This is a genomic window from Achromobacter dolens (genome assembly GCF_902859745.1).
Taxonomy (GTDB): Bacteria; Pseudomonadota; Gammaproteobacteria; order Burkholderiales; family Burkholderiaceae_B; genus Achromobacter; species Achromobacter dolens.
On record NZ_CADIJW010000002.1, the window covers coordinates 237418 to 258398 of the forward strand.

Here is a 20981-nt window from a genome sequence, read left to right on the forward strand (position 1 = left end):
TCCTTACGCCTGCGAGGCTGGCTCGCTCACCAGCCGGTAGGCCAGCGCCCCGATGATCGCGCCGGCGATCGGCGCTGCCCAGAACAGCCACAGTTGCTCCAGCGCCCAGCCGCCCACGAACAATGCCGGGCCGGTGGAACGCGCCGGATTCACCGACGTATTGGTGACGGGAATGCTGACCAGGTGGATCAGCGTCAACGCCAGGCCAATGGGGATGGCGGCGAAACCGGCAGGCGCCCGCTTGGCGGTGGCGCCCAGAATCACGAACAGGAACCCCGCCGTCATCACGACTTCGGTGACCAGCGCGGCCGCCATCGAATACTTGCCGGGCGAATAGGCGCCGTAGCCGTTGGCGGCGAAGTGACTGCCCTTGAGGTCGAAGCCCAGCTTGCCATCGGCGATCACCGCCAGCACCGCCGCCGCGGCGATGGCGCCCAGCACCTGCGCCAGCACGTACGGCAGGATCTCGCGCGCCGGGAAGCGGCCGCCGGCCACCAGCCCGACCGTGACGGCGGGATTGAAGTGCCCGCCGGAGATATGGCCGACCGCGAACGCCATGGTCAGCACCGTCAGGCCGAACGCCAGCGCCACGCCGGCGAAACCGATGCCCAACTGCGGAAACCCGGCGGCCAGCACCGCCGCGCCGCAGCCGCCGAGCACCAGCCAGAAAGTGCCGAAGAATTCCGCGCCGCAGCGTTTCGATAAGGGATACATGACTTGCCTCCGCAACAGAAAACCCGACGGTAGCCCGCACCGGGAATTGCGACTTCAAAGCAATGAAAATTCCTGCTGGTTCTTGACAGTACTTGACGATGACGCCCCCCGCCATGCTGCAACACGGCTAGGACGAACGGCGGCGGCGGGCGGTATGCTTCGCCTGCGCGGCCATGCCGCGCGCCCCTTCCCTGTTTCCCATCCACGCCGTCATGATCCGACACGCCTTCGCCCTCTCCCTGATGCTGTCTCCCGCCCTGGTCCTGGGCGCCTCCACGCCGGACTACATGGGCCAGTACGACCGCTGCCTGCGCGACGCAGGCGTCACCAACAACGGCACCGTGGGCGCCTGCGCCGAAGGCGTCTCGGCGGCGGCCAAGCGGGAGATCAACACGCTCTACGCCCGGATCCAGGCGCGCCTGGCCAGCGATTTCCCGGAAGACGCCGCCAAGTTGGAACAGACGCAGAAAGCCTGGCTGGCCTACCGCAACGGCCATTGCGCCCTGGCCGGGGCGCACGTCGGTTCGCCCATGTATGAATACTGCCCGATGCTGCTCAATATCAGCCGCGCCGCCGAACTGCGGGAACTGGCGGGCGACTGACGATGCGGCGGAACGCGGCGGCGCTTGCCGCGGCGCGGCGGCGTTGGTAACTTTGCCGTGCTTGGCCTCGCGTTACCCATTTTTCGAATAGGACAACGCCCACCATGACCATCGTCGTATACGCCGCCAACGCCCGCACCCTTTGGGAGACCATCCAGGCAGACATCGCCCCCCTCAGCGTCCGAACCACGACCAGCGGTAACAGTTGGCGCAAGGACGACAGCGGCCGCGCCACGAAGATCTACCGGGCCACGCCCACCGGCCAGCATGACGAACGCGCCTACTTCGTCGGCACCGTGCGCACCGGCCAACTGATGCTGCTGGACCTGCTGCCCGGCAGCGAGCCGCTGACCTGGCCGCTGTTCGGCGCGCTGCATGGCCATTTGTCCGGCATGCTGCTCGCGACGTATCCCGACGCGATCCTTTCCCTGAACCTGTTTCCCAACAAACCCACCGACGTCTGAGAAGCCACGCTGTGCTGCTGTTATCCGTGTGTGTACTGGCCGCCATGTCGCTGGGCGCGCTGACGTGGCGCCTCGCGCGCCGGCCCGCCGGCAAAACGCGCGGCGACATTGCCCGCTCGGCCGCCGCCGGCGCCGCCCTGTTCGCCGCACTGGGGCCCCCGGTTGGCACCCTGGTCTTCGCGCTGTTCGTGGCCATCTCCTCGATAAGCGTCGAGGCGCTGTTCACGTCGATCTTCCTGGTGCCCTGGTCGTACCTGTACGGCGGCGTGCCCGCGCTGCTGTGCGGCCTGGTGGCGGGCGCCTGCCGCCCCGCCACCCCGTCATGGCGCTCGTATTGCTGGCCGGGGCTGCTGGGCGGCCTCTACGCCTTCACCTTCCTGCTCGGCTTCGCGGTGCGCGAATACACCCTGCCCGAAATGAGCTTTCCAGTGTTCCTGGGAGGCGTGCCCGGCCTGATAAGCGGCGCGGTCTGCGCGCGGGTGTTCTACGGCAGGCAGCAAACCACCCTTGCCGCCACCGCGTGAGCGCCGCCGCCCGCTGTTTTCCCCATCACCCTATGGAAGCATCCATGACGATCTCCCTGTCCCGCCTGTTCGCCACCCTGGCCGCCAGCCTCTGCGCTGGAGCTGCCCAGGCCGCCCCTGTCACCTCGGTCGCCGACGCGCAGGCCAAGCTGGCCGCCATGACGCCCGCCTCGCGGATCGAGTGTCACGCCGACGGCGGCAACAGCGCGCAATGCAGCGCCGACGGCTACACCGTGATGTACCTGGGCGACTGCGGCGAAGGCGCCGCCTTCGGCTCGATCGCCGGCGACGGCGGCGTTGACCTGAATGACCGCGTCGACGGCCAGGGCAAACCGGTGGCTCACGTCATGGACCGCCAGTTCGTCTGCATTCCGGCCATGGTGCGCAAGGGCGAGGAACAGCGCCACTACGTGATCGCCGTGCCCACCGCCAGCGTGCCCGAATGCCGTGGCAACGCGCTGTGCAAGGACGCCGACCTGCCGGTGCAATGGAAGCGGGCCAAGCGCGGCCAGGCCTGCGAACGCACCAAGGATGACGACTACCAGGGCGACTGCGCGGCCGGCTGGGTGGACGTCGGCCAGATCGACCAGTACGACACGCTGGCCCCCGCCAAACCGGCCCGCTGAACGTCATGACGCGCCGCCTCGTTTCGATTGCCCTGCCGGTGTTTGCGGCCGTGTCCGCTTCGGCCTGCGCGCTGGCCGCGAACGTCGTTGCGCACCCCGATCCGCAAGCGCGCCAGCGCGTGGACCTGAGCGTGCGCGTCGAGGACGCGCCGGGCCCCTTCGAACGCATTGACGGTCATGCCGACTACCGGGTCGAGAACCCGGACTGCGTGCCGCTGACCGCCGTCACCGGCGCCACGGTGGTGCCGGAGCAACGCGCGCCCGTCTCATTCGAGCCCGCCGCCGATGGCGGCTATCGCGCCGAAATCCTCCTCGACCGATTCCGCGACGAGGACTATTACGGCAAAGGGGTATGTCGTTGGGCGCTGGTGGCCGTGACCGCCGATCTGCGCCACGGGCAGGTCGACTTCAGCCCTGCCATCTACCTGGCCGACATCGTCTCCGGGCGCGACGTGGTGAAGCACTTTTCGAACAGGTCGTACGCCAACGCCGGCACTGCACGCATCGATATCGGCGCCGACAGCGCCAGCGCGTTCAACGATCCGCGGGCGACGTTCCGCATCCGGCTGCAGGCCGCGACGCGCTAGGCGGCCGCGGGGCCGCGGGCGGACAGCGAGGGGCCGCCGGTTCAGCCCTGCGCTATGCCGTAGTGCCGATAGAACGCCGCGATCGGCGCCTCGGCCGCCAGCGCCCGCAGCGGAAAGCATGCCGCCAGATCGCGGACATCGCCCGCTCGCGCCCAGCCCGCCTCGAACTCCCGCACGGCTTGCGCTCTCAACGCGCCATCGCGACGCAGGAACTGTCCCCAGAGCGACACGTTGCGAAAGCGATCACCCGCAAGGCGCAGGCTGCCGACATAATCCGCCGGGAAACAGCGCCGGTAGGCCGGCAGGTTGTACAGCCATGACGTTCCCGCCACCCTCCTGGCTGCTGGCCGATCCCGCCGGATGGCATGAAACAGTGACCGCAATTCGTCGATTCTCAGCGGCAGGCGGCTGCCGCTCAGCGGCGATGCCGGCGCCGGCTCGGCATTGCGGAAATGCAGCCGCACGGTGGCGGCATCCTGCATGACGTAGGAAAAACAGCCAGAAACGGCGCCGGACGTGTCCACGCCCGGCCGGTCCGCGCCCAGCCGCAGGTAATGTCGATACGTCCAGTCGCCAATGTCCGGCGCAGCCACGAGCCCGTCGGCGTATTCCCGCCAGGCCGCATGACGGGCATCGAAGTCGCGACCCAGTCCAAACCGGATATAGACATTGGTGTAGTCCATCACGGCGCGCTCAAGGGAAATTCCCGCCAGGGCGAGCGCCGCCTGCGCAAAGCGCAGTTGCAGGTCAAAAAAGGCCTTGCCGTATTCCATCGCGAGCGATTCCGCCAACAAAACGGCCCGCGGTCAGGCGGCCGTTACTGTTCGATCAATTGCCGGCGGCGCGGCGCAGCCGGTCCAATTCGGCGCGGTTCAGGCGCTTGGCCTCGTCCTCGGCGTAATCGCGCTCGCCCGCTTCGTACTTGCCGTCATACAGGCAACTGCTGCGGCTCACCCGGCATTCGAGACTGACGCGCGACGAGTCGGGGCCGGATGACGACGCCGGCGCCGACCAGACATTCAGGGGAGAGGAGGAAGAACAGCCCGATGCGAGGCCGGCGAGCAACACCATTAATGCGCCGCGGCCAAGTGATTGAATCGACAACAATTTACCCTCGCTCGACAAGAAAAGCTTCAGGCCTCTTTATAACAAGCGAGACAAATGCGGTACAGGCGCGCGCTACAGGCTAGTGAGCCCGGCGCCCGGGCCGAGGCTTCGATCAGGATTGATCCACCATTTGATTATCAATCATTGGGTTATAAACCATTTGATTAATAAGGACATTCCAAAGGGAGAAAAATGAAAAAACCCCGAGACACAAACATGTCTCGGGGTCATGGCTCGGAGTCGTGGGACAGTGACGGCGGGGCGCCGGTCACGATCCGAATAGGGTTGGTGCGAAGGAGGGGACTCGAACCCCTACACCTGTTACGGCGTCAGGACCTAAACCTGGTGCGTCTACCAATTTCGCCACCTTCGCAATAGGCCAAGCCCGCTATTGTAGCTTGCTTGTTAAAATCTTGCGTCATGAATCCGCGCCTCGATGCCCTGCACCCCTACCCGTTCGAAAAACTGCGCGCCCTGCTGGCCTCGGCCACTGCGCAACCGGACGGCCTGACGCCCATCAACCTGTCGATCGGCGAGCCCAAACACGCCGCGCCGGAACGCGTTGCGCAGGCCATTCGCGACAACCTTGGCGGACTGTCGGTGTACCCGTCGACCAAGGGCGATCCCGCGCTGCGCCAGGCCATCGCCAACTGGCTGGCACAGCGCTACAGCATCCCGGCGCCGGACGCCGAGACCCAGGTACTGCCGGCGCTCGGCTCGCGCGAGGCGCTGTTCGCCTTCACCCAGACCGTGATCGATCCGGCGGCTGGGTCGGTGGTGATCTGCCCCAACCCGTTCTACCAGATCTACGAGGGCGCCACGCTGCTGGCCGGCGCCACGCCCTATTACGTCAACGCCGACGCGCTGCGCAATTTCGCCTGCGACTGGAACCAGGTGCCGGACGAGGTCTGGAAAAAGACCCGCATGGTGTTCGTCTGCTCGCCCGGCAACCCGGCCGGCAACGTCATGACGCTGGACGAATGGGAAGACCTGTTCGCGCTGTCCGACCGCCACGGCTTCGTGATCGCCTCCGACGAGTGCTACTCCGAAATCTATCTGGACGAAGGCAATCCGCCGCTGGGCGGCCTGCAGGCGGCGCGCCGCCTGGGCCGCAACGACTACCGCAACCTGGTGGCCTTCTCCAGCCTGTCCAAGCGCTCCAACGTGCCGGGCCTGCGTTCGGGTTTCGTGGCGGGCGACGCCGCGTTGATCGGCCGCTTCCTGCGCTACCGCACGTATCATGGCAGCGCCATGAGCCCGCTGGTGTCGGCGGCCAGCATCGCCGCCTGGACCGACGAGGCCCACGTCAAGGACAACCGCCGCCTGTACCGCGAGAAATTCGAGGCGGTGCTGCCGATCCTGCAGAACGTGCTGGACGTGCAGCGTCCGCAGGCCTCGTTCTACCTGTGGGCAGCCACCCCGGGTTCGGATACCGCGTTCGCGCGTGACCTTTACGGCCGTACCGGTGTTACCGTGCTGCCGGGCAGTTTCCTGGCGCGCGAAGCGCACGGCGTGAATCCCGGGCAGGGGCGCATCCGCCTGGCCCTGGTGGCGCCGTTGGCCGATTGCGTGCAGGCGGCCGAACGCATCGCCCATTTCGTACATACTTCCGTTTGATCAACCTTTTTTGAAAAGCTGAGCCGCTATGACTCTCGACCTCCAGACCACCATCGAAAAAGCCTGGGACGACCGGGCCAACCTGTCGCCCTCCGACGCCAGCGCCGAAGTGCGCGAAGCCGTCGAACACACGATCGACGGGCTGGACCTGGGCCGCCTGCGCGTGGCCGAGAAAATCAACGACGACTGGGTCGTGCACCAGTGGATCAAGAAGGCCGTGCTGCTGTCGTTCCGACTGTACGACAACGCCATCATGGGCCAGGCCCCGCTGCAGTTCTACGACAAGGTGCCGCTCAAGTTCTCCGAATACGGCGACAACGCCTTCAAGCAAGGCGGCTACCGCGTGGTGCCGCCCGCCGTCGCCCGCCGCGGCGCCTTCATCGGCCGCAACGTGGTGCTGATGCCCTCGTACGTCAACATCGGCGCCTACGTCGATGAAGGCACCATGGTCGACACCTGGGCCACCGTCGGCTCGTGCGCCCAGATTGGCAAGAACGTCCACCTGTCCGGCGGCGTCGGTATCGGCGGCGTGCTCGAGCCGCTGCAGGCCAACCCCACCATCATCGAAGACAACTGCTTCATCGGCGCCCGCTCGGAAGTCGTGGAAGGCGTGATCGTCGAAGAGAACTCGGTGCTGGCCATGGGCGTGTACCTGTCGCAAAGCACCAAGATCTATGACCGCGCCACGGGCAAGGTCACCTACGGCCGCGTGCCGTCGGGTTCGGTGGTGGTGCCGGGTTCGCTGCCCTCGGCCGACGGCTCGCACAGCCTGGCCTGCGCCGTCATCGTCAAGCGTGTCGACGCGCAGACCCGCGCCAAGACCAGCATCAACGATCTGCTGAGGGCGTAATGCGCACGACCGCACGGCCGCCCGAAGGGCGTGCACCCTCCCTTGGGGAGGCAGCCGCGCAGCGGCAGGAGGGCCAACCTCCCTCGGTTGTTCTGGATCTGGTCAAGGACCTGATCGCCCGTCCGTCGGTCACCCCGGCGGACGCCGATTGCCAGGCGACGCTGGCCGCGCGCCTGGCGCCGCTCGGCTTCACCTGCGAAACCATCGCCCAGGGCGGCGTCACCAACCTGTGGGCGCGCCGTGGCAACACCGCGCCGCTGGTGGTCTTCGCCGGCCACACCGACGTGGTGCCCCCGGGCCCGCGCGAGAAGTGGGAAAGCGATCCGTTCGTGCCCACCGAGCGCGACGGCTACCTGTACGGCCGCGGCGCCGCCGACATGAAAAGCTCGATCGCGGCCTTCGTGGTGGCAGCCGAGGAATTCGTGGCGGCCAACCCGCGGCACGGCGGCTCGATCGCCCTGTTGATCACTTCGGACGAGGAAGGCCCGTCGATCGACGGCACCGCCATCGTCTGTGACGCGCTCAAGGCGCGCGGCGAGCAGATGGACTACTGCATCGTCGGCGAACCCACCTCGGGCGACGTGCTCGGCGACACCTGCAAGAACGGCCGCCGCGGCTCACTGTCGGGCACGTTGACGGTCAAGGGCGTCCAGGGCCACGTGGCCTATCCGCACCTGGCGCGCAACCCTGTGCACCAGTTGGCGCCGGCGCTGGCCGAGATCGTCGCGATCGAGTGGGATCAGGGCAACGAGTACTTCCCGCCGACCACGTTCCAGGTCTCGAACCTGAACTCGGGCACGGGCGCCACCAACGTGGTGCCGGGCGAGGCGGTGGCGCTGTTCAACTTCCGCTTCTCCACCGCCAGCACGCCGGAAGGCCTGAAGGCGCGGGTGCACGAAGTGCTGGACCGCCATGGCCTGGAATACACGCTGGACTGGGAGCTGGGCGGCGAGCCTTTCCTGACCCCGCGCGGTTCGCTGACCGATGCGCTGGTGCAGGCCATCCAGGCCGAGACCGGCGTGACGGCCGAGCTGTCGACCACCGGCGGCACGTCCGATGGCCGCTTCATCGCCAAGATCTGCCCGCAAGTCATCGAGTTCGGCCCCTGCAACGCCACGATCCACAAGGTCAACGAGCGTATCGAGCTGGCCTCGCTGGACCCGCTGAAAAACATCTATCGGCGCACGCTGGAAAACCTCCTGCCCGCCGCTTAAAAAGCCTCTCATGTATCAATCCGCCCGCCAAGAACTGCTGACCCTGCGCGACCTGATCCGCTACGGCGTATCGCGCCTGAACGCCGCCCAGGTGGCGCTGGGACACGGCAGCGACAACGCCTGGGACGAGACGGTCTATCTGGTCCTGCACGCGCTGCACCTGCCGCTGGACACGCTGGAGCCCTTCCTGGACGCCCGCGTGCTCAGCGAGGAGCGCAACCGCGTGCTGGAGCTGATCGACCGCCGCGTCACCGAGCGCGTGCCGGCCGCGTATCTCACCAACGAGGCCTGGCTGCGCGGGCATCGCTTCTACGTGGACGCGCGCGTCATCGTGCCGCGCTCGCCCATCGCGGAGCTGCTGGACGAAGGCCTGTCGCCCTGGGTGCAGGACGCACAGGCCGTCGACAGCGTGCTGGACATGTGCACCGGCTCGGGCTGCCTGGCGATCCTGTCGGCCCTGGCCTTCCCCTACGCTCAGGTGGACGCCGTCGACGTGTCGCCAGACGCGCTGGAAGTCGCCCGCCGCAACGTCGATGACTACGGCCTGGGCGATCGCCTCGCGCTGCACCAGAGCGATCTGTTCGACAGCCTGCCCGAACGCCAGTACGACGTCATCGTCTGCAACCCGCCCTACGTCAACAGCGGCTCGATGGACGTGCTGCCGCAGGAATACCGCCACGAGCCGCACCTGGCCCTGGCCGGCGGCGCCGACGGCATGGACCTGGTGCGCCGCATCCTGCAGGCGGCCCCGCGCTACCTGTCGGAGAACGGCGTGCTGGTGCTGGAGATCGGCCACGAGCGCGATTTCTTCGAAGCCGCCTTCCCTGAGCTGTCGCCGGTGTGGCTGGATACGGAAGCAGCGTCCGACCAGTTGCTGCTGCTGACCCGCGAGCAGTTGACGACGTGATCCGCGCCTCTGGATTGACCCTGCGTCGCGGCACCAAGGTGCTGCTGGACGACGCCGAATTCGTGGTGCACCCGGGCGAACGCGTCGGCATCGTCGGCAAGAACGGCGCCGGCAAGTCGTCGCTGTTCGCGCTGCTGACCGGCGCGCTGGACCTGGACGCCGGCAACCTGGCGCTGCCGGCCGGCTGGCGCATCGCCAGCGTCGAACAGGAACTGCATGCCGACGACCGCCCCGCGCGTGAATTCGTCATCGACGGCGACACGCCGCTGCGCGCCCTGCAGGCACGCCGCGCCGAGCTGACCGACGACCAGGGCACGCAGATCGCCGAGGTCGAAGCGGCGCTGGTCGAGGCCGGCGCCTGGAGCGCGGCCTCGCGCGCCGAGCAGTTGCTGGCCGGCCTGGGCTTCAAGCCGGCCGAATGGACCCAGCCGGTGGCAAGCTTCTCCGGCGGCTGGCGCATGCGCCTGGCGCTGGCGCGCGCGCTGATGGCGCCGTCCGAACTGTTGCTGCTGGACGAGCCCACCAACCACCTGGACCTGGACGCCATGCTGTGGCTGGAGAAATGGCTGGCCGCCTATCCCGGCACCGTCATGCTGATCTCCCACGACACCGAGTTCCTGGACGCGGTGGCCAAGTCCATCCTGCATTTCGATCACGCCAAGCTGGTGCGCTACCGCGGCGGCTACGGCGACTTCCTGACGCAGCGCGCCGAGCGCCTGCGCCAGACCAACATCGCCTACGAACGCCAGACGCGCGAAGCCGCGCGCCTGCAGGGCTTCATCGACCGCTTCAAGGCCAAGGCCTCCAAGGCCAAGCAGGCCCAGAGCCGGGTCAAAGCCCTGGCGCGCATGCAGGTGTTGGCGCCGCTGCACGCCGAGGCCGGCATCGACATCCGCATCCCCTCGCCCGACCAGGTGCCCGATCCGCTGCTGACGCTGGAACACCTGTCGGCCGGCTACACCGACGCGGCCGGCAACGAAGTGCCGATCCTGCGCGACGTGACGCTGATGGTGCGCGCCGGCAGCCGCGTCGGCGTGCTGGGCGCCAACGGCGCCGGCAAGAGCACGCTGATCAAGACCCTGGCCGAGGAACTGCCGGTGCAGGCCGGCGAACGCCGCGCCTCGCGCGGGCTGGCCATCGGCTATTTCCACCAGCACCAGCTCGACATGCTGGACGTGGACAGCACGCCGCTGGCCCACCTGGCGCGGCTGTCGCCGGAAACGCGCGAGCAGGAATTGCGCAACTACCTGGGCGGCTTCGGCTTCTCGGGCGACACGGTCAACAGCAAGGTCGGGCCTATGTCGGGCGGCGAAAAGGCCCGCCTGGCCCTGTCGCTGATCGTCTGGCAGAAGCCCAACCTGCTGCTGCTGGACGAGCCCAGCAACCACCTGGACGTCGAGACGCGCGAGGCCCTGGCCGCCGCGCTGGCCGAGTTCGGCGGCAGCATGCTGCTGGTCTCGCATGATCGCCATCTGCTGCGCACCACCGTGGACAGCTTCTGGATCGTGGCCGACGGCGCCGTGCGCGAATTCGACGGCGACCTGGAGGACTACCGCGACTGGCTGGCGGCCCGCAACGCCGGCGAACGCGCCGAGGCCGCCCGCGAGAACGCCGAGAACGGCGAGGCCGTGGTCGACCGCAAGGCGCAACGCCGCGCCGAGGCCGAGCAGCGCCAACGCCTGTCGGCGCTGCGCAAGCCACTGGAAGCCAAGCTCGCCAAGGTCGAGGCCGAGATGGAGAAACTGCGGGCCAAGCTGCAGGCGCTGGACGGCGTCATCGCCGACCCGGACCTGTATTCCGATGCGCGTCGCGCCGAGCGCCAGAAAGTCATGGCCGAACATGGCGAACACGGCAAGCGCATGGAGACGCTGGAGGAACAGTGGCTGGAATTGCAGGGCTCGCTCGAAGAAATCGAACAGGGCGAAGCCTGAGCCGCGGGCGGACGGCATGGGCCGTCCGCCCTTTCCCTCGGGGCGCAACATCCAATAACAATAATAATTATCATTTATAATTCGACGCGAATCTGACTCTATCTGGCGCGAGGCGTCAGCGACATGTCTTCGCTTACCGATGTATTTCTGCGGCACTACCGCGAAGTGCTGGGCTTTCTGGCCATGCGCACTGGCTCGCGCGACGTGGCCCAGGACTGCGCCCAGGACACCTGGATCAAGCTGGCCGAGTTCCAGGACAAGACCCTGCCGGACAACCACCGCGCCTATGTCTTCCGCGTGGCGGCCAACATCGCCACCGACTGGCACCGCCGCCGGGGCCGCGAACTGAACGTGGTGGCCGACTATGCCGCCACGCAGCCGCCCGCCTTCGAGGCCGACACGCTGGAAGTGGCTTCGGCCAACCAACTTCTGCGGCGGCTCGAAACCGCCCTGCTGCGCCAGCCGCGCCGCAGCCTCGACGTCTTTGTCCTGCATCGCCACGAAGGACTGACCTACCGCGCCATCGCCGAGCGTTTCGCGATTTCGGTGAGCGCGGTCGAGAAACACATGATGCGCATCCTGCTGGCCTGCGACCAGGCGCTGTCGGCATGAGCAAGGCCAGCACCCCGGGCAATTCCGCCACCGCGGACGAGCAGGCCTCGCGCTGGGTGATCCGCCACAGCGGCCAGCCGCTCGATGCACAGGCGCAGGCCGAGTTCGACGCCTGGTACCACGCCGATCCCCGCCATGCCGCCGCCTACGACAGGCTGGCGCGGGTGTGGCGCCGCATGGGCGAGATCGACCGCGGAAAATTGGCTGCCCGCCCGCCGCGCAAGCGCCATACGGCGCTGGCGCTGGCACTCGTCGCCGCCACCGGCACGACCGCGTACGCGCTGCGCGACTTCCAGCCTGGCGCCGACTACGCAAGCGACACGCAGCCGCTGCGCGTCGCCCTGCCCGATGGCTCGCGCGCCATCCTGGACGCGCATTCGGCGATCGCCGTGGACTTCGGCCCCGACAGGCGCGAGGTGCGCCTGCTGGCCGGCCAGGCGCTGTTCGAGGCCGCGCCGCGCGGCACCGCAGGCCCGGCCTTCAGCGTGGTGACGGCGGACGCCAGCGCCACGGCCCTGGGCACCCGCTACGCGGTCGCGCGCGACCGCGACGCGACGCGCGTCACCGTCTACACGCACCAGGTGGCGGTGCAATGCCTGGCCTGTGCGGACCGGCAACCGCAAACGCTGGACGCCGGGCAACGCATCGCGGTTTCGGCTGAAGGCATGGTCCAGGATGCGGCGCCGCATGAAACCGCGCCCGCCTGGAGCCAGGGAATGCTGGCCTTCAACAACACCGCATTGCCCGAGGCGGCCGCGCAGTTGGCGCGCTACACGGGCAAGCACATCCTGGTGCTGGGCGAGCTGGCGCGCGACACCCGAGTGTCGGGCACGGCCGGCGTCGCCGACCCCAAGCGGGCGCTCGACCTGCTGCTGGCGCAGACCAAGGTGCGCATCACCGACCTGCCGGGCCTGTTGATCCTGCGCTGATCACGCCCCCCTGCCCGTTTCGATCAATGCCAATCGTTAAATAAGAATCAATATAAATTATTCATCAATTCTGCAATGAGGGGTTGCGTCCTACGCCGCGTCCTACGGCTGACATCAACAGCAGCGTAGGACGTTTTCATGCCTTTCCCTCTTGACCGCAAACGCCGGCCCGGCGCCTCGGCCGCCCTCCTTTGCGTCATGCTGGCCATTGCCGCGCCCGTCATCGCCCAGCCGCCCGCGCGCACCATCGCGTATGACCTCCCGTCGCAGCCGCTGGGCGACGCCCTGCTCGCGCTCGGCCGCCAATCGGGCTTGGAGATCTCGTTCCCGCCAGCCGCCGTGGCCGGCAAGATGTCGCCCGCGCTGCAAGGCGAGTATTCCGCCCTGCTCGCGCTGGACCGCCTGCTGGCCGGTTCCGGACTGGCGCTGCGCGCCGAAGGTCCGGGCCGCTATATCGTCTTCGTCGACAAGGCACATCCCTTCTCCACCTCGCGGCTGGAGCCGGTGCGTGTCTACGGCGAACAGGCCGGCGAACGCACCTATGGCCAGCAGGAGATCGCCGAAACGCCTTCCTCCAACCGCGACCTGAGCACGCTGGTGGCAAACCACCCGGCGGTGCGCACGAATCCGGGCGCGGCCGGCTCACAGAACCGCGGCTCGCTCAACGTCGAGGACATCTCCTTTCACGGCGCCAGCCCCTACCAGAACCTGTTCCAGATCGACGGCATCGACGCCACCAACCGCGTCGACCCGGCCAGCAAGAACCTCAACCTGCAGGTCGGCAACGTGCCCAGCAATCCGCAGTCGTACTTCGTCGACACCAGCCTGCTGGAAGCCGTGCGGGTGTACGACACCTTCGTGCCGGTCGAATACGGCCGCTTCACCGGTGGCGTGGTGGATGCGCGGCTGCGCCGCTTTTCCGGCGAGAACCACTTTACATTCGACTACCGCTGGAACACCTCGAAGATGACGCGGCAGCAGGTGTCCGAGGGCGAGGAGAACAGCTGGGCACAGGGCCAGCCGGGCTATTCCCCTGAATGGAAGAAGCGCTTCTACTCGGCCGTGGGCGATTTCGCCTTCAACGACAAATCCGGCGTGGTGCTGGCCATGTCGCGCCGGGAATCCGACATCACACGCTGGAACATGGGCGTGGACGACAAGGGCCAGCCGCAGCAAGGCCAGGACACCTACCGCGACCGCGTCGACAACTTCCTGGGCAAGTTCAGCGTGCGCGCCAGCGCCGACACCACCGCTGACCTGACGCTCAAATACAGCGACCGCAGCGAGACCTTGTCGAGCTACCTGTTCCGCGACACGCACTGGGACAACAACCACGGCGCCTACGGCCTGAGCGGCAACCTGGACCACCTGTTCCAGGGCGGCCGCGTCTCGCTGCAGGCCGGCTGGGACCACGCCACCAGCGATCGCCAGTCGGTCGGCGATGAACTGGTGACCTATCAACCCTACCGACTGCCGCAATACACCGCGGGCGGCTTCGGCAAGGAGCAGACGCGGCAGGACACCTGGACCCTCAAGGGCCGCGTCGACCTGGATCCGGTGCGCACCGGCATCTTCACCCACAGCCTGTACGCGGGCGCCGATCTGCAACAGGTCGACGCCGGCTTCAAGCGCTTCCAGGATTCGTATTCGTTCCGCCGCGCCTACAACAACAAGGGCACCTACCAGGACTTCAGCAAGGTCCACTACCTGCCCGGCACGGTCAACGTGAAATACAACATGGCCAGCGTGTACCTGTCCGACCGCATCGAGTGGCAACGGCTGGCGCTGGACGCCGGGTTGCGCTACGACCGCGAGACCTTCCTGGGCAACGCCAACGTGTCGCCGCGTACCCGCCTGGAATGGGACGTGCTGGGATCGGGCGACACGCTGCTGAGCGCGGGCTGGTCGCGTTACTACGGCGGCGAGGTGCTGGAGACGGCGCTGGAGGCCGAGCGCAGCCGCCTGCGCCGCCAGGTGCTCGACAGCAAGGGCAGGCCCGTGGCCGATGGCGGCAAGGAGTACTTTGTGGATTACCGCGGCCTGCGCATGCCGTATGACGATGAATGGGCGGTGTCGCTGCGCCAGCGCATGGCAGGCATCGAGGGCTTGCTGAGCTACGTGCATCGCAACGGCCGCGACCAATGGACCAAGAGCGGCACGCAGGCCACCGGCTACACCTACAACAACGACGGCTTCTCCACCACCGACGGCGTCAGCCTGACGCTGCGCACGCTGGAGCCCTGGCGCCTGGGGCCGACGCGCTGGAACATGCAGGCATCGTGGAGCTGGCAGAAGCGCAAGACCAACGGCGACCTGGTCACGGGCTATACCGCCGATGCCCGCGATCCGGATGACCGGGTGATCTACAACGGCTCGGAGATCCGCGCCATCGACCTGCCGCCCAGCACCTTCTACCAGCCCCAGGTCGCTACGCTCACGCTGATCGGCGCCTACCCGCGCGCCGGCCTGACCTGGAGCAACAAGCTGAACTGGCGCAGCAAGCGCGACGCCACCATCTACGTTGGCGTCGGCCCGCGCCCGCAATACCTCGACCGCTACGAATCCGGCGAGCTGCCATCGTACTGGACCTGGGACACCAAGCTGGCGTGGCAGCCGACCTTCGCGCGCAACCTGGAATTCACGGTCGAAGTGCTGAACCTGCTGAACCGCATGCCGGCGGTCACGGCCAGCAATCCCAACCTGAAGGCCAACCGCAGCACGTTCCAGTCGGGACGCGAACTGTGGCTGCAGGTGGGATATCGGTTCTGAAGCGGGCCTGACACGGGGCGCAAGCATTCATCCGGTCTGACTTCGACGCGTCACATGGCTTACCGGCCGGTTTGACGCTGAGGTTCCCCGTCGACCGCCGCGTCCTATGGCTGGTTTCCAATCAGCCATAGGACGCTCGCATGCCTCTCTCATTCAACGGCCGTTTCCGCGCCAACGCGTCGGCCGCGATCTTCTGCGCCACGCTGGCCATGGCCGCCCCCGCCCTGGCCCAGTCGCCCAACCGCACCTTCGACTATGACATTCCAGCGCAACCGCTGGGCGACGCCTTGCTGGAACTGGGTCGCCTGTCCGGCCTGCAGATCTCGTTCCCGCCGGCCGCCGTGGCCAATAAGGCCTCGTCCGCCCTGCGGGGAGAAACGTCGGCGCTGGCGGCGCTGAACCAGTTGCTGGCAGGCTCCGGCCTGGCGCTGCGCGCCGACGGGCCGGGACGCTATATCGTCTTCGAGGACAAGGCCAATCCGTTCTCGGCATCGCGGCTTGAGCCGGTACGCGTCTACGGCGAGCAGATTGGCGGGCGCCTCTATAGCCGCGAGGAGATCGCGGAAACGCCGTCGTCCAACCGGGACCTGAGCACGTTGGTGGCGACGCATCCGGCAGTCCGCACCGACCCCGGCGCGGCGGGTTCGAAGAATCGGGGATCGCTGGACGTCGAGGAGATTTCATTCCATGGCGCCAGCCCCTACCAGAATCTGTTCCAGATCGATGGCATGGACGCCACCAACCGCGTAGACCCGGCTAGCAAGAATCCGAACCTGGTCGTCAACAACGTGCCCAGCAATTCGCAGTCCTACTTCGTCGACACCAGTCTGCTGGAATCGGTGCAAGTGCATGACAGCTTCGTGCCTGTGGAATACGGTCACTTCACTGGCGGCGTGGTGGATGCAAAATTGCGCCGGTTCTCCGGGCAGAACCATCTGAAGCTGGACTACCGTTGGAACAGCTCCAACATGACCCGACAGCGCACGGCGCATGGCGATGAACAAAAGTGGTCACAGGGCCACTTCGACTACTCACCCAAGTGGAAGAAGAACTTCTATTCGGCGCTGGGCGATGTCGCATTCAGCGAAAAGGCCGGCATGGTATTGGCATTGTCTCGTCGCCAATCCGACATCACGCGGGCAGCCATGGGCGTTGACGACAAGGGTCAACCGGAGTTGCGCGAGGGAACCTACCGCAGCCAGATCGATAACCTTCTGGGCAAATTCAGTGTGCGTCCCGCCCCGGACACCGTCGCCGACCTGACGCTGAAATACAGCGAGTATCGCCAGGCCCTGGCCGACGCCTATTTCCGCGACACCACCTGGGACAATTATCACAGCGGACGGGGCGTCGACGGCAATCTGGAACATCGATTCCAGGGCGGACGCTTTTCTCTGCAAGCGGGCTGGGATCGCGCCACCAGCCACCGGCAATCGGTTCGTGAAGAGTTTGTTTCCTATTTCACTCCGCCGATCAAAAAGGTCCAGTACGCGGTGGTGGGCTTTGGCAAGGAGCAGACGTTGCAGGACACCGGCGTTCTCAAGGGCCGCGTTGACCTGGATCCGCTACGCACCGGCATGTTTGCCCACACCGTCTACGCGGGTTCAGAGCTGCGGCAGACCCACGCTCGATTCAAGCGATTTCAGGATGCCTATGCGTACCGCCGCAGCCAGTTCGCCGATGGCACTGTCCAAGACAGCAATAGAACCCACTACCTTCCCGGGACGGCCGCGGTAAAGCATCACACTGCCAGCCTGTATCTGTCGGACCGCATCGAATGGCAACGACTGGCCCTGGATGCCGGGCTGCGCTACGACCGCGACAGCTTTCTTGGCAACGACAATCTGGCGCCCCGCACGCGCCTGGATTGGGACATGTTCGGAACGGACGACACCGTGCTGAGCATGGGATGGTCGCGCTACTACGGCGCACAGATACTGGGCATCGCCATGGAGGCGGAGCGCGCGCGCCTGAAACTGCACGAGACGGACAAGAATGGAAACCCGATCGCGGATGGCCGCAAGCCGTATACGGTGGAATACAAGGGGTTACGCACGCCGTATGACGACGAATGGGCGATATCGCTGCGCCAACGAGTGGCGGGTCTGGAGGGCGCGCTGAACTATGTACATCGCAACGGGCGGGACCAGTGGACAAACGTCAACGTCAACGCCAACACCTCCCGATACAACAGTGATGGTCATTCCACGACCGACGGCATCAACATGACCGTGCGTACGCTTCATCCGATTGCCCTGGGAAGGACCCGCTGGACCATGCGCGCCACCTGGGGCTGGCAGCGGCGCCGCGCCAACACCGAGTTGGCCAAGGGCTATAACGACCACGCGGGGGATCCTGATGAACAGGTGCTATATAACGACGCGCGGATTCGCGCCTTCGACCTGCCAACCAATTCGTTCTTCCAACCGCAAGTCGCCACCTTGACCCTGACCGGAGCCTACCCGGGCGCGGGCCTCACTTGGAGCAACCAATTCAACTGGCGCAGTGCGCGCGACGCGATTTTCTATACAGGCAAAGGTCCGGCTCCGGAATTTCTCAACAGCTACACATCGGAGAAGTTGCCATCCTACTGGACCTGGGACACCAGGTTGAAATGGCAGCCCACGTTCGCACGCAACCTGGAAATGACCATCGAAGTTCTGAACCTGCTCAATCGCATGCCTGCGGTCACGGGCAATAGACCCAAACTCACGGCGGACCATCGCACCTATCAATCCGGACGCGAGCTCTGGTTGCAGGTCGGCTATCGCTTCTGACGAAATCGGACAATATGACCGACCGATCGTTGCTACGCCGCTGAGGTCCTGGCTGGCTTGCGGCGTCCCACTGCCGACATCCACGGAACCCGGGACGCCTCATGCCACGCCATTTTCCCCCCACACGCACATCCGCGCTTCTTTTCTGCGCCTTGCTGGCCCTCGCCGCTCCCGTGACGGCCCAACCGCTTACCGACACCATCCGCCTCTGCATCCCCTCCCTGCCGCTGGGCGACGCGCTGGTCGAACTGGGACGCCAATCCGGGCTCGAAATCTCGTTCCCGCCCGAGGCGGTGGCGAACAAGATGTCGCCGGTCGTGCGGGGCCGGTTTCCAGCCCGGCTGGCGCTCGACCGGATGCTGGAAGGCTCGGGCCTGGCGCTGCGCGCGGACGGCGCGAACCGCTACATCATCTATGTCGACAAGTCGGCCCCAGCCAGCACTTCGCGGCTGGAGCCCGTTCGCGTCTATGGCGATCAAGTCGGCGAGCGTTTCTACGACCAGCAAGAGATCGCCGCCACGCCATCGTCCAACCGCGACCTCAGCACGCTGGTGGCGAATCACCCCGCGGTGCGTACCAACCCAGGCGCGGCGGGCTCTCAAAATCGCGGCTCGCTTGATGTCGAGGACATTTCGTTCTACGGCGCCAGCCCCTACCAGAACCTGTTCCAGATCGATGGTATCGACGCCACCAATCGCGTCGACCCGGCCAACAAGCGGCTGGCCCAGGCGGGGGGCAACGTGCCCAGCAATCCGCAGTCGTACTTCATCGACACCCTCCTGCTGCAAACCGTGCAGGTGCGCGACAGTTTCATCCCGGTCGAGTACGGACGTTTCAACGGCGGCGTCGTCGATGCGCGGCTGCGACGCTTTTCCGGCGAGAGCCACCTGAAGTTAGATTACCGCTGGAATACATCCAACATGACCCAGCAGCGCGTCTCGCCCGGCCAGGAGAGCAAGTGGGCCGAGGGAGAACCCGGCTTCACGCCGCGATGGAAAAAGCGCTTCTATTCGGCCGTGGCCGATATCGCCGTCAACGACAGGGCAGGCCTGGTGCTGGCGATGTCGCGCCGGCAGTCCAGGATCGAACGCTGGATCATGCGCGTGGACGACAAGGACAAGCCCCTGCGCACGCCCAACACCTATGGCGATCGCGTCGATAATTTCCTGGGTAAGTTCAGCGTGCGTGCCAGCGCCGACACGGTGGCCGACCTGACGCTCAAATACAGTGACCGCGGAGAAACGCTGGCCAGCAACCTGTTCCGCGACACGCATTGGGCCAATAATCATGGCGCATATGGCGTCAGCGGCAACCTGGAACACCGCCTCGGCGGGGGGCGCCTGACGCTGCAAGCCGGCTGGGACCACGCCATGAGCAACCGCCGCTCGATGAGCCGCGAATGGGTTACGACGCGCCCCTATGGGTTGCCGTCGTACTTCAAGGGCGGTTTCGGCCGCGAGCAGAAGCAGCAGGACACTTTGGTGCTCAAGAGCCGTATCGATCTCGATCCGCTGAGCACCCGTACATTCACGCACAACATCTACGCGGGGATCGACGTGCAACAGGTCGACGCCGCCTTCAAGCGCCCGCAACTGTCGACCGCCTACACGCGCACCTACCGCAGCGTCGACGCCTATGCCGATACCAACTTGTCGCTGTGGCAGCCGGGCACCGTGCGCGCTCGTTCGCGCACGGCCGCGCTGTACTTTTCCGACCGCATCGAGTGGCGGCGCCTGGCGCTGAATGCAGGGCTGCGTTATGACCGCGAGAGCCTGTTCCGCAGCAACAACGTGGCGCCGCGCACGCGCCTGGATTGGGACGTGTTCGGTTCGGGCGACACCTTGCTGAGCGGCGGCTGGTCGCGCTACTACGGCGGTCCGGTCCTGGAAACCGCGCTCGAGGCCGGACGCCTGCGGCTGTTGAAACGCGTGACGAACATCAAGGGCGAGCCGGTACCCGCCGAAGAGCAGGATTTCTCCGTCGACTACAGCGGCCTGCGCATGCCGCATGACGACGAGTGGGCCCTGTCGCTGCGCCAGCGCATGGCAGGACTGGAAGGCCTGCTGAGCTATGTCCGCCGCATCGGCCGGCAGCAATGGATCAAAGCCGGCAAGATCAGTACGGGCTTCAAATACCGCAACGGCGGCGGCTCCACCACTGACGCCGTCAGCCTGACGTTGCGCACGCTGGCACCCTGGCATGCCGGCCCCACGCGCTGGACCATGCAGGCATCCTGGAGTTGGCAGAAACGCAAGACCAACGCAGATCTGGTCACGGGGTATGGCGGCGACGCGCGCGGCCCTGAAGAGCGTGTGATTTACAACGGCTCGGAGATCCGAGTCATCGACCTGCCGCCCAGGAGTTTCCACCAGCCCCAGGTCGCCACGCTCGCGCTCACCGGCGCCTGCCCCAAAGCCGGGCTGGCCTGGAGCAACATGCTGAACTGGCGCAGCAAGCGCGACGGCGTCATGTATATCGGCAAGGGTCCCGCACCATACCGGCTGGATAGCTACAAGTCGGGCGACCTGCCCTCCTACTGGACCTGGGACACGCAGCTCACCTGGCAGCCCACCTTCCTGCCGCGCCTGGAACTGACGGTGGAAATCCTGAACCTGCTCAACCGCATGCCCGCGATTGTCGCAAGCAATCCCAACCTGGCGGCCGACAACACCACCTATCAATCCGGACGCGAGCTCTGGTTGCAGGTCGGCTATCGCTTCTGACCGACAAATCAGACGATGCGGCATGGAG

At 66.4% G+C, this 20981-nt stretch carries 18 protein-coding genes and 1 tRNA gene; 15 read left to right on the top strand and 4 right to left on the bottom strand.

Translation table 11 applies throughout. The features are described 5' to 3' along the window. Window positions 1-3 precede the first annotated feature (3 nt). A complete protein-coding gene (gene aqpZ, locus HV783_RS03340; protein ID WP_064526437.1) occupies window positions 4-714 on the bottom strand; it encodes an aquaporin Z in 711 nt (236 codons plus the stop codon). 173 nt (window positions 715-887) lie between these two features. On the opposite strand from aqpZ, the gene HV783_RS03345 reads away from it, so the two are divergent. From HV783_RS03345 to HV783_RS03365, 5 genes are all read left to right on the top strand, one after another. Then, window positions 888-1316: a lysozyme inhibitor LprI family protein gene (locus tag HV783_RS03345; RefSeq protein WP_240317249.1), complete on the top strand. Its 429-nt coding sequence runs from the start codon at window positions 888-890 to the stop codon at window positions 1314-1316. A 104-nt stretch (window positions 1317-1420) separates the two neighbouring features. Further along, window positions 1421-1780: a hypothetical protein gene (locus HV783_RS03350; protein WP_054502126.1), complete on the top strand. Its 360-nt coding sequence runs from the start codon at window positions 1421-1423 to the stop codon at window positions 1778-1780. Window positions 1781-1791: 11 nt separating this feature from the next. Continuing rightward, window positions 1792-2304 carry a hypothetical protein gene (locus tag HV783_RS03355; protein WP_175188697.1) on the top strand — a complete coding sequence of 171 codons (513 nt, stop codon included), beginning with the start codon at window positions 1792-1794 and terminating at the stop codon, window positions 2302-2304. A gap of 44 nt (window positions 2305-2348) precedes the next feature. Then, complete coding sequence (locus HV783_RS03360; protein WP_175166742.1) at window positions 2349-2930, top strand: hypothetical protein; 582 nt, start codon at window positions 2349-2351, stop codon at window positions 2928-2930. Window positions 2931-2935: 5 nt separating this feature from the next. Next, window positions 2936-3517 (top strand): hypothetical protein, encoded by a 582-nt coding sequence (locus HV783_RS03365; RefSeq protein WP_175188698.1) that lies wholly within the window; start codon window positions 2936-2938, stop codon window positions 3515-3517. Between the two features lie 41 nt (window positions 3518-3558). Here the strand turns inward: HV783_RS03365 and HV783_RS03370 are convergent, their stop codons facing one another. The 3 genes from HV783_RS03370 to HV783_RS03380 all read right to left on the bottom strand — a co-directional run bounded on the left by HV783_RS03370 (window position 3559) and on the right by HV783_RS03380 (window position 4997). Further along, complete coding sequence (locus tag HV783_RS03370; protein ID WP_175188699.1) at window positions 3559-4290, bottom strand: hypothetical protein; 732 nt, start codon at window positions 4288-4290, stop codon at window positions 3559-3561. Window positions 4291-4345: 55 nt separating this feature from the next. Continuing rightward, complete coding sequence (locus HV783_RS29690) at window positions 4346-4471, bottom strand: hypothetical protein (RefSeq protein ID WP_372412862.1); 126 nt, start codon at window positions 4469-4471, stop codon at window positions 4346-4348. Window positions 4472-4910: 439 nt separating this feature from the next. Continuing rightward, window positions 4911-4997, bottom strand: a tRNA-Leu gene (locus HV783_RS03380). Window positions 4998-5044: 47 nt separating this feature from the next. Here HV783_RS03380 and dapC point away from each other — a divergent pair. The 10 genes from dapC to HV783_RS03430 all read left to right on the top strand — a co-directional run bounded on the left by dapC (window position 5045) and on the right by HV783_RS03430 (window position 20953). Further along, complete coding sequence (gene dapC, locus HV783_RS03385) at window positions 5045-6241, top strand: succinyldiaminopimelate transaminase (RefSeq protein WP_054502121.1); 1197 nt, start codon at window positions 5045-5047, stop codon at window positions 6239-6241. Between the two features lie 28 nt (window positions 6242-6269). Beyond that, complete coding sequence (dapD, locus tag HV783_RS03390) at window positions 6270-7091, top strand: 2,3,4,5-tetrahydropyridine-2,6-dicarboxylate N-succinyltransferase (RefSeq protein ID WP_006395964.1); 822 nt, start codon at window positions 6270-6272, stop codon at window positions 7089-7091. Then, a complete protein-coding gene (gene dapE, locus HV783_RS03395) occupies window positions 7091-8305 on the top strand; it encodes a succinyl-diaminopimelate desuccinylase (protein ID WP_254603828.1) in 1215 nt (404 codons plus the stop codon). The genes dapD and dapE overlap by 1 nt, the downstream gene beginning before the upstream one ends. 10 nt (window positions 8306-8315) lie before the next feature. Next, window positions 8316-9212, top strand: a complete 897-nt coding sequence (prmB, locus tag HV783_RS03400; protein ID WP_064526414.1) for a 50S ribosomal protein L3 N(5)-glutamine methyltransferase — start codon at window positions 8316-8318, stop codon at window positions 9210-9212. Next, window positions 9209-11143: an ABC-F family ATP-binding cassette domain-containing protein gene (locus tag HV783_RS03405; protein WP_175188700.1), complete on the top strand. Its 1935-nt coding sequence runs from the start codon at window positions 9209-9211 to the stop codon at window positions 11141-11143. The genes prmB and HV783_RS03405 overlap by 4 nt, the downstream gene beginning before the upstream one ends. A 123-nt stretch (window positions 11144-11266) precedes the next feature. After that, entirely contained in the window at window positions 11267-11755 is a 489-nt protein-coding gene (locus tag HV783_RS03410; protein ID WP_064526411.1) for an RNA polymerase sigma factor, read from the top strand. Then, window positions 11752-12684, top strand: a complete 933-nt coding sequence (locus HV783_RS03415; protein WP_116791366.1) for a FecR family protein — start codon at window positions 11752-11754, stop codon at window positions 12682-12684. Before HV783_RS03410 ends, HV783_RS03415 begins: the two co-directional genes overlap by 4 nt. 138 nt (window positions 12685-12822) lie before the next feature. Then, the gene (locus tag HV783_RS03420; RefSeq protein ID WP_175188701.1) at window positions 12823-15453 is read left to right on the top strand and encodes a TonB-dependent receptor plug domain-containing protein; all 2631 of its coding nucleotides are present in this window, start codon (window positions 12823-12825) and stop codon (window positions 15451-15453) included. A 140-nt stretch (window positions 15454-15593) separates the two neighbouring features. Then, entirely contained in the window at window positions 15594-18230 is a 2637-nt protein-coding gene (locus tag HV783_RS03425) for a TonB-dependent receptor plug domain-containing protein (RefSeq protein ID WP_175188702.1), read from the top strand. 173 nt (window positions 18231-18403) lie between these two features. After that, window positions 18404-20953 carry a TonB-dependent receptor gene (locus HV783_RS03430; RefSeq protein WP_367646375.1) on the top strand — a complete coding sequence of 850 codons (2550 nt, stop codon included), beginning with the start codon at window positions 18404-18406 and terminating at the stop codon, window positions 20951-20953. Window positions 20954-20981 lie beyond the last annotated feature (28 nt).

What these genes read in the sequence shown, in the direction of transcription:
- HV783_RS03365 (WP_175188698.1), top strand. Translation starts at nt 2,936, where the DNA reads ATGACGCGCCGCCTCGTTTCGATTGCCCTGCCGGTGTTTGCGGCCGTG.
- HV783_RS03360 (WP_175166742.1), top strand. Translation starts at nt 2,349, where the DNA reads ATGACGATCTCCCTGTCCCGCCTGTTCGCCACCCTGGCCGCCAGCCTC.
- aqpZ (WP_064526437.1), bottom strand. Translation starts at nt 714, where the DNA reads ATGTATCCCTTATCGAAACGCTGCGGCGCGGAATTCTTCGGCACTTTC.
- HV783_RS03420 (WP_175188701.1), top strand. Translation starts at nt 12,823, where the DNA reads ATGCCTTTCCCTCTTGACCGCAAACGCCGGCCCGGCGCCTCGGCCGCC.
- HV783_RS03370 (WP_175188699.1), bottom strand. Translation starts at nt 4,290, where the DNA reads ATGGAATACGGCAAGGCCTTTTTTGACCTGCAACTGCGCTTTGCGCAG.
- dapC (WP_054502121.1), top strand. Translation starts at nt 5,045, where the DNA reads ATGAATCCGCGCCTCGATGCCCTGCACCCCTACCCGTTCGAAAAACTG.
- HV783_RS03425 (WP_175188702.1), top strand. Translation starts at nt 15,594, where the DNA reads ATGCCTCTCTCATTCAACGGCCGTTTCCGCGCCAACGCGTCGGCCGCG.
- HV783_RS03410 (WP_064526411.1), top strand. Translation starts at nt 11,267, where the DNA reads ATGTCTTCGCTTACCGATGTATTTCTGCGGCACTACCGCGAAGTGCTG.
- HV783_RS03415 (WP_116791366.1), top strand. Translation starts at nt 11,752, where the DNA reads ATGAGCAAGGCCAGCACCCCGGGCAATTCCGCCACCGCGGACGAGCAG.
- HV783_RS03345 (WP_240317249.1), top strand. Translation starts at nt 888, where the DNA reads ATGCCGCGCGCCCCTTCCCTGTTTCCCATCCACGCCGTCATGATCCGA.
- prmB (WP_064526414.1), top strand. Translation starts at nt 8,316, where the DNA reads ATGTATCAATCCGCCCGCCAAGAACTGCTGACCCTGCGCGACCTGATC.
- dapE (WP_254603828.1), top strand. Translation starts at nt 7,091, where the DNA reads ATGCGCACGACCGCACGGCCGCCCGAAGGGCGTGCACCCTCCCTTGGG.
- HV783_RS03350 (WP_054502126.1), top strand. Translation starts at nt 1,421, where the DNA reads ATGACCATCGTCGTATACGCCGCCAACGCCCGCACCCTTTGGGAGACC.
- dapD (WP_006395964.1), top strand. Translation starts at nt 6,270, where the DNA reads ATGACTCTCGACCTCCAGACCACCATCGAAAAAGCCTGGGACGACCGG.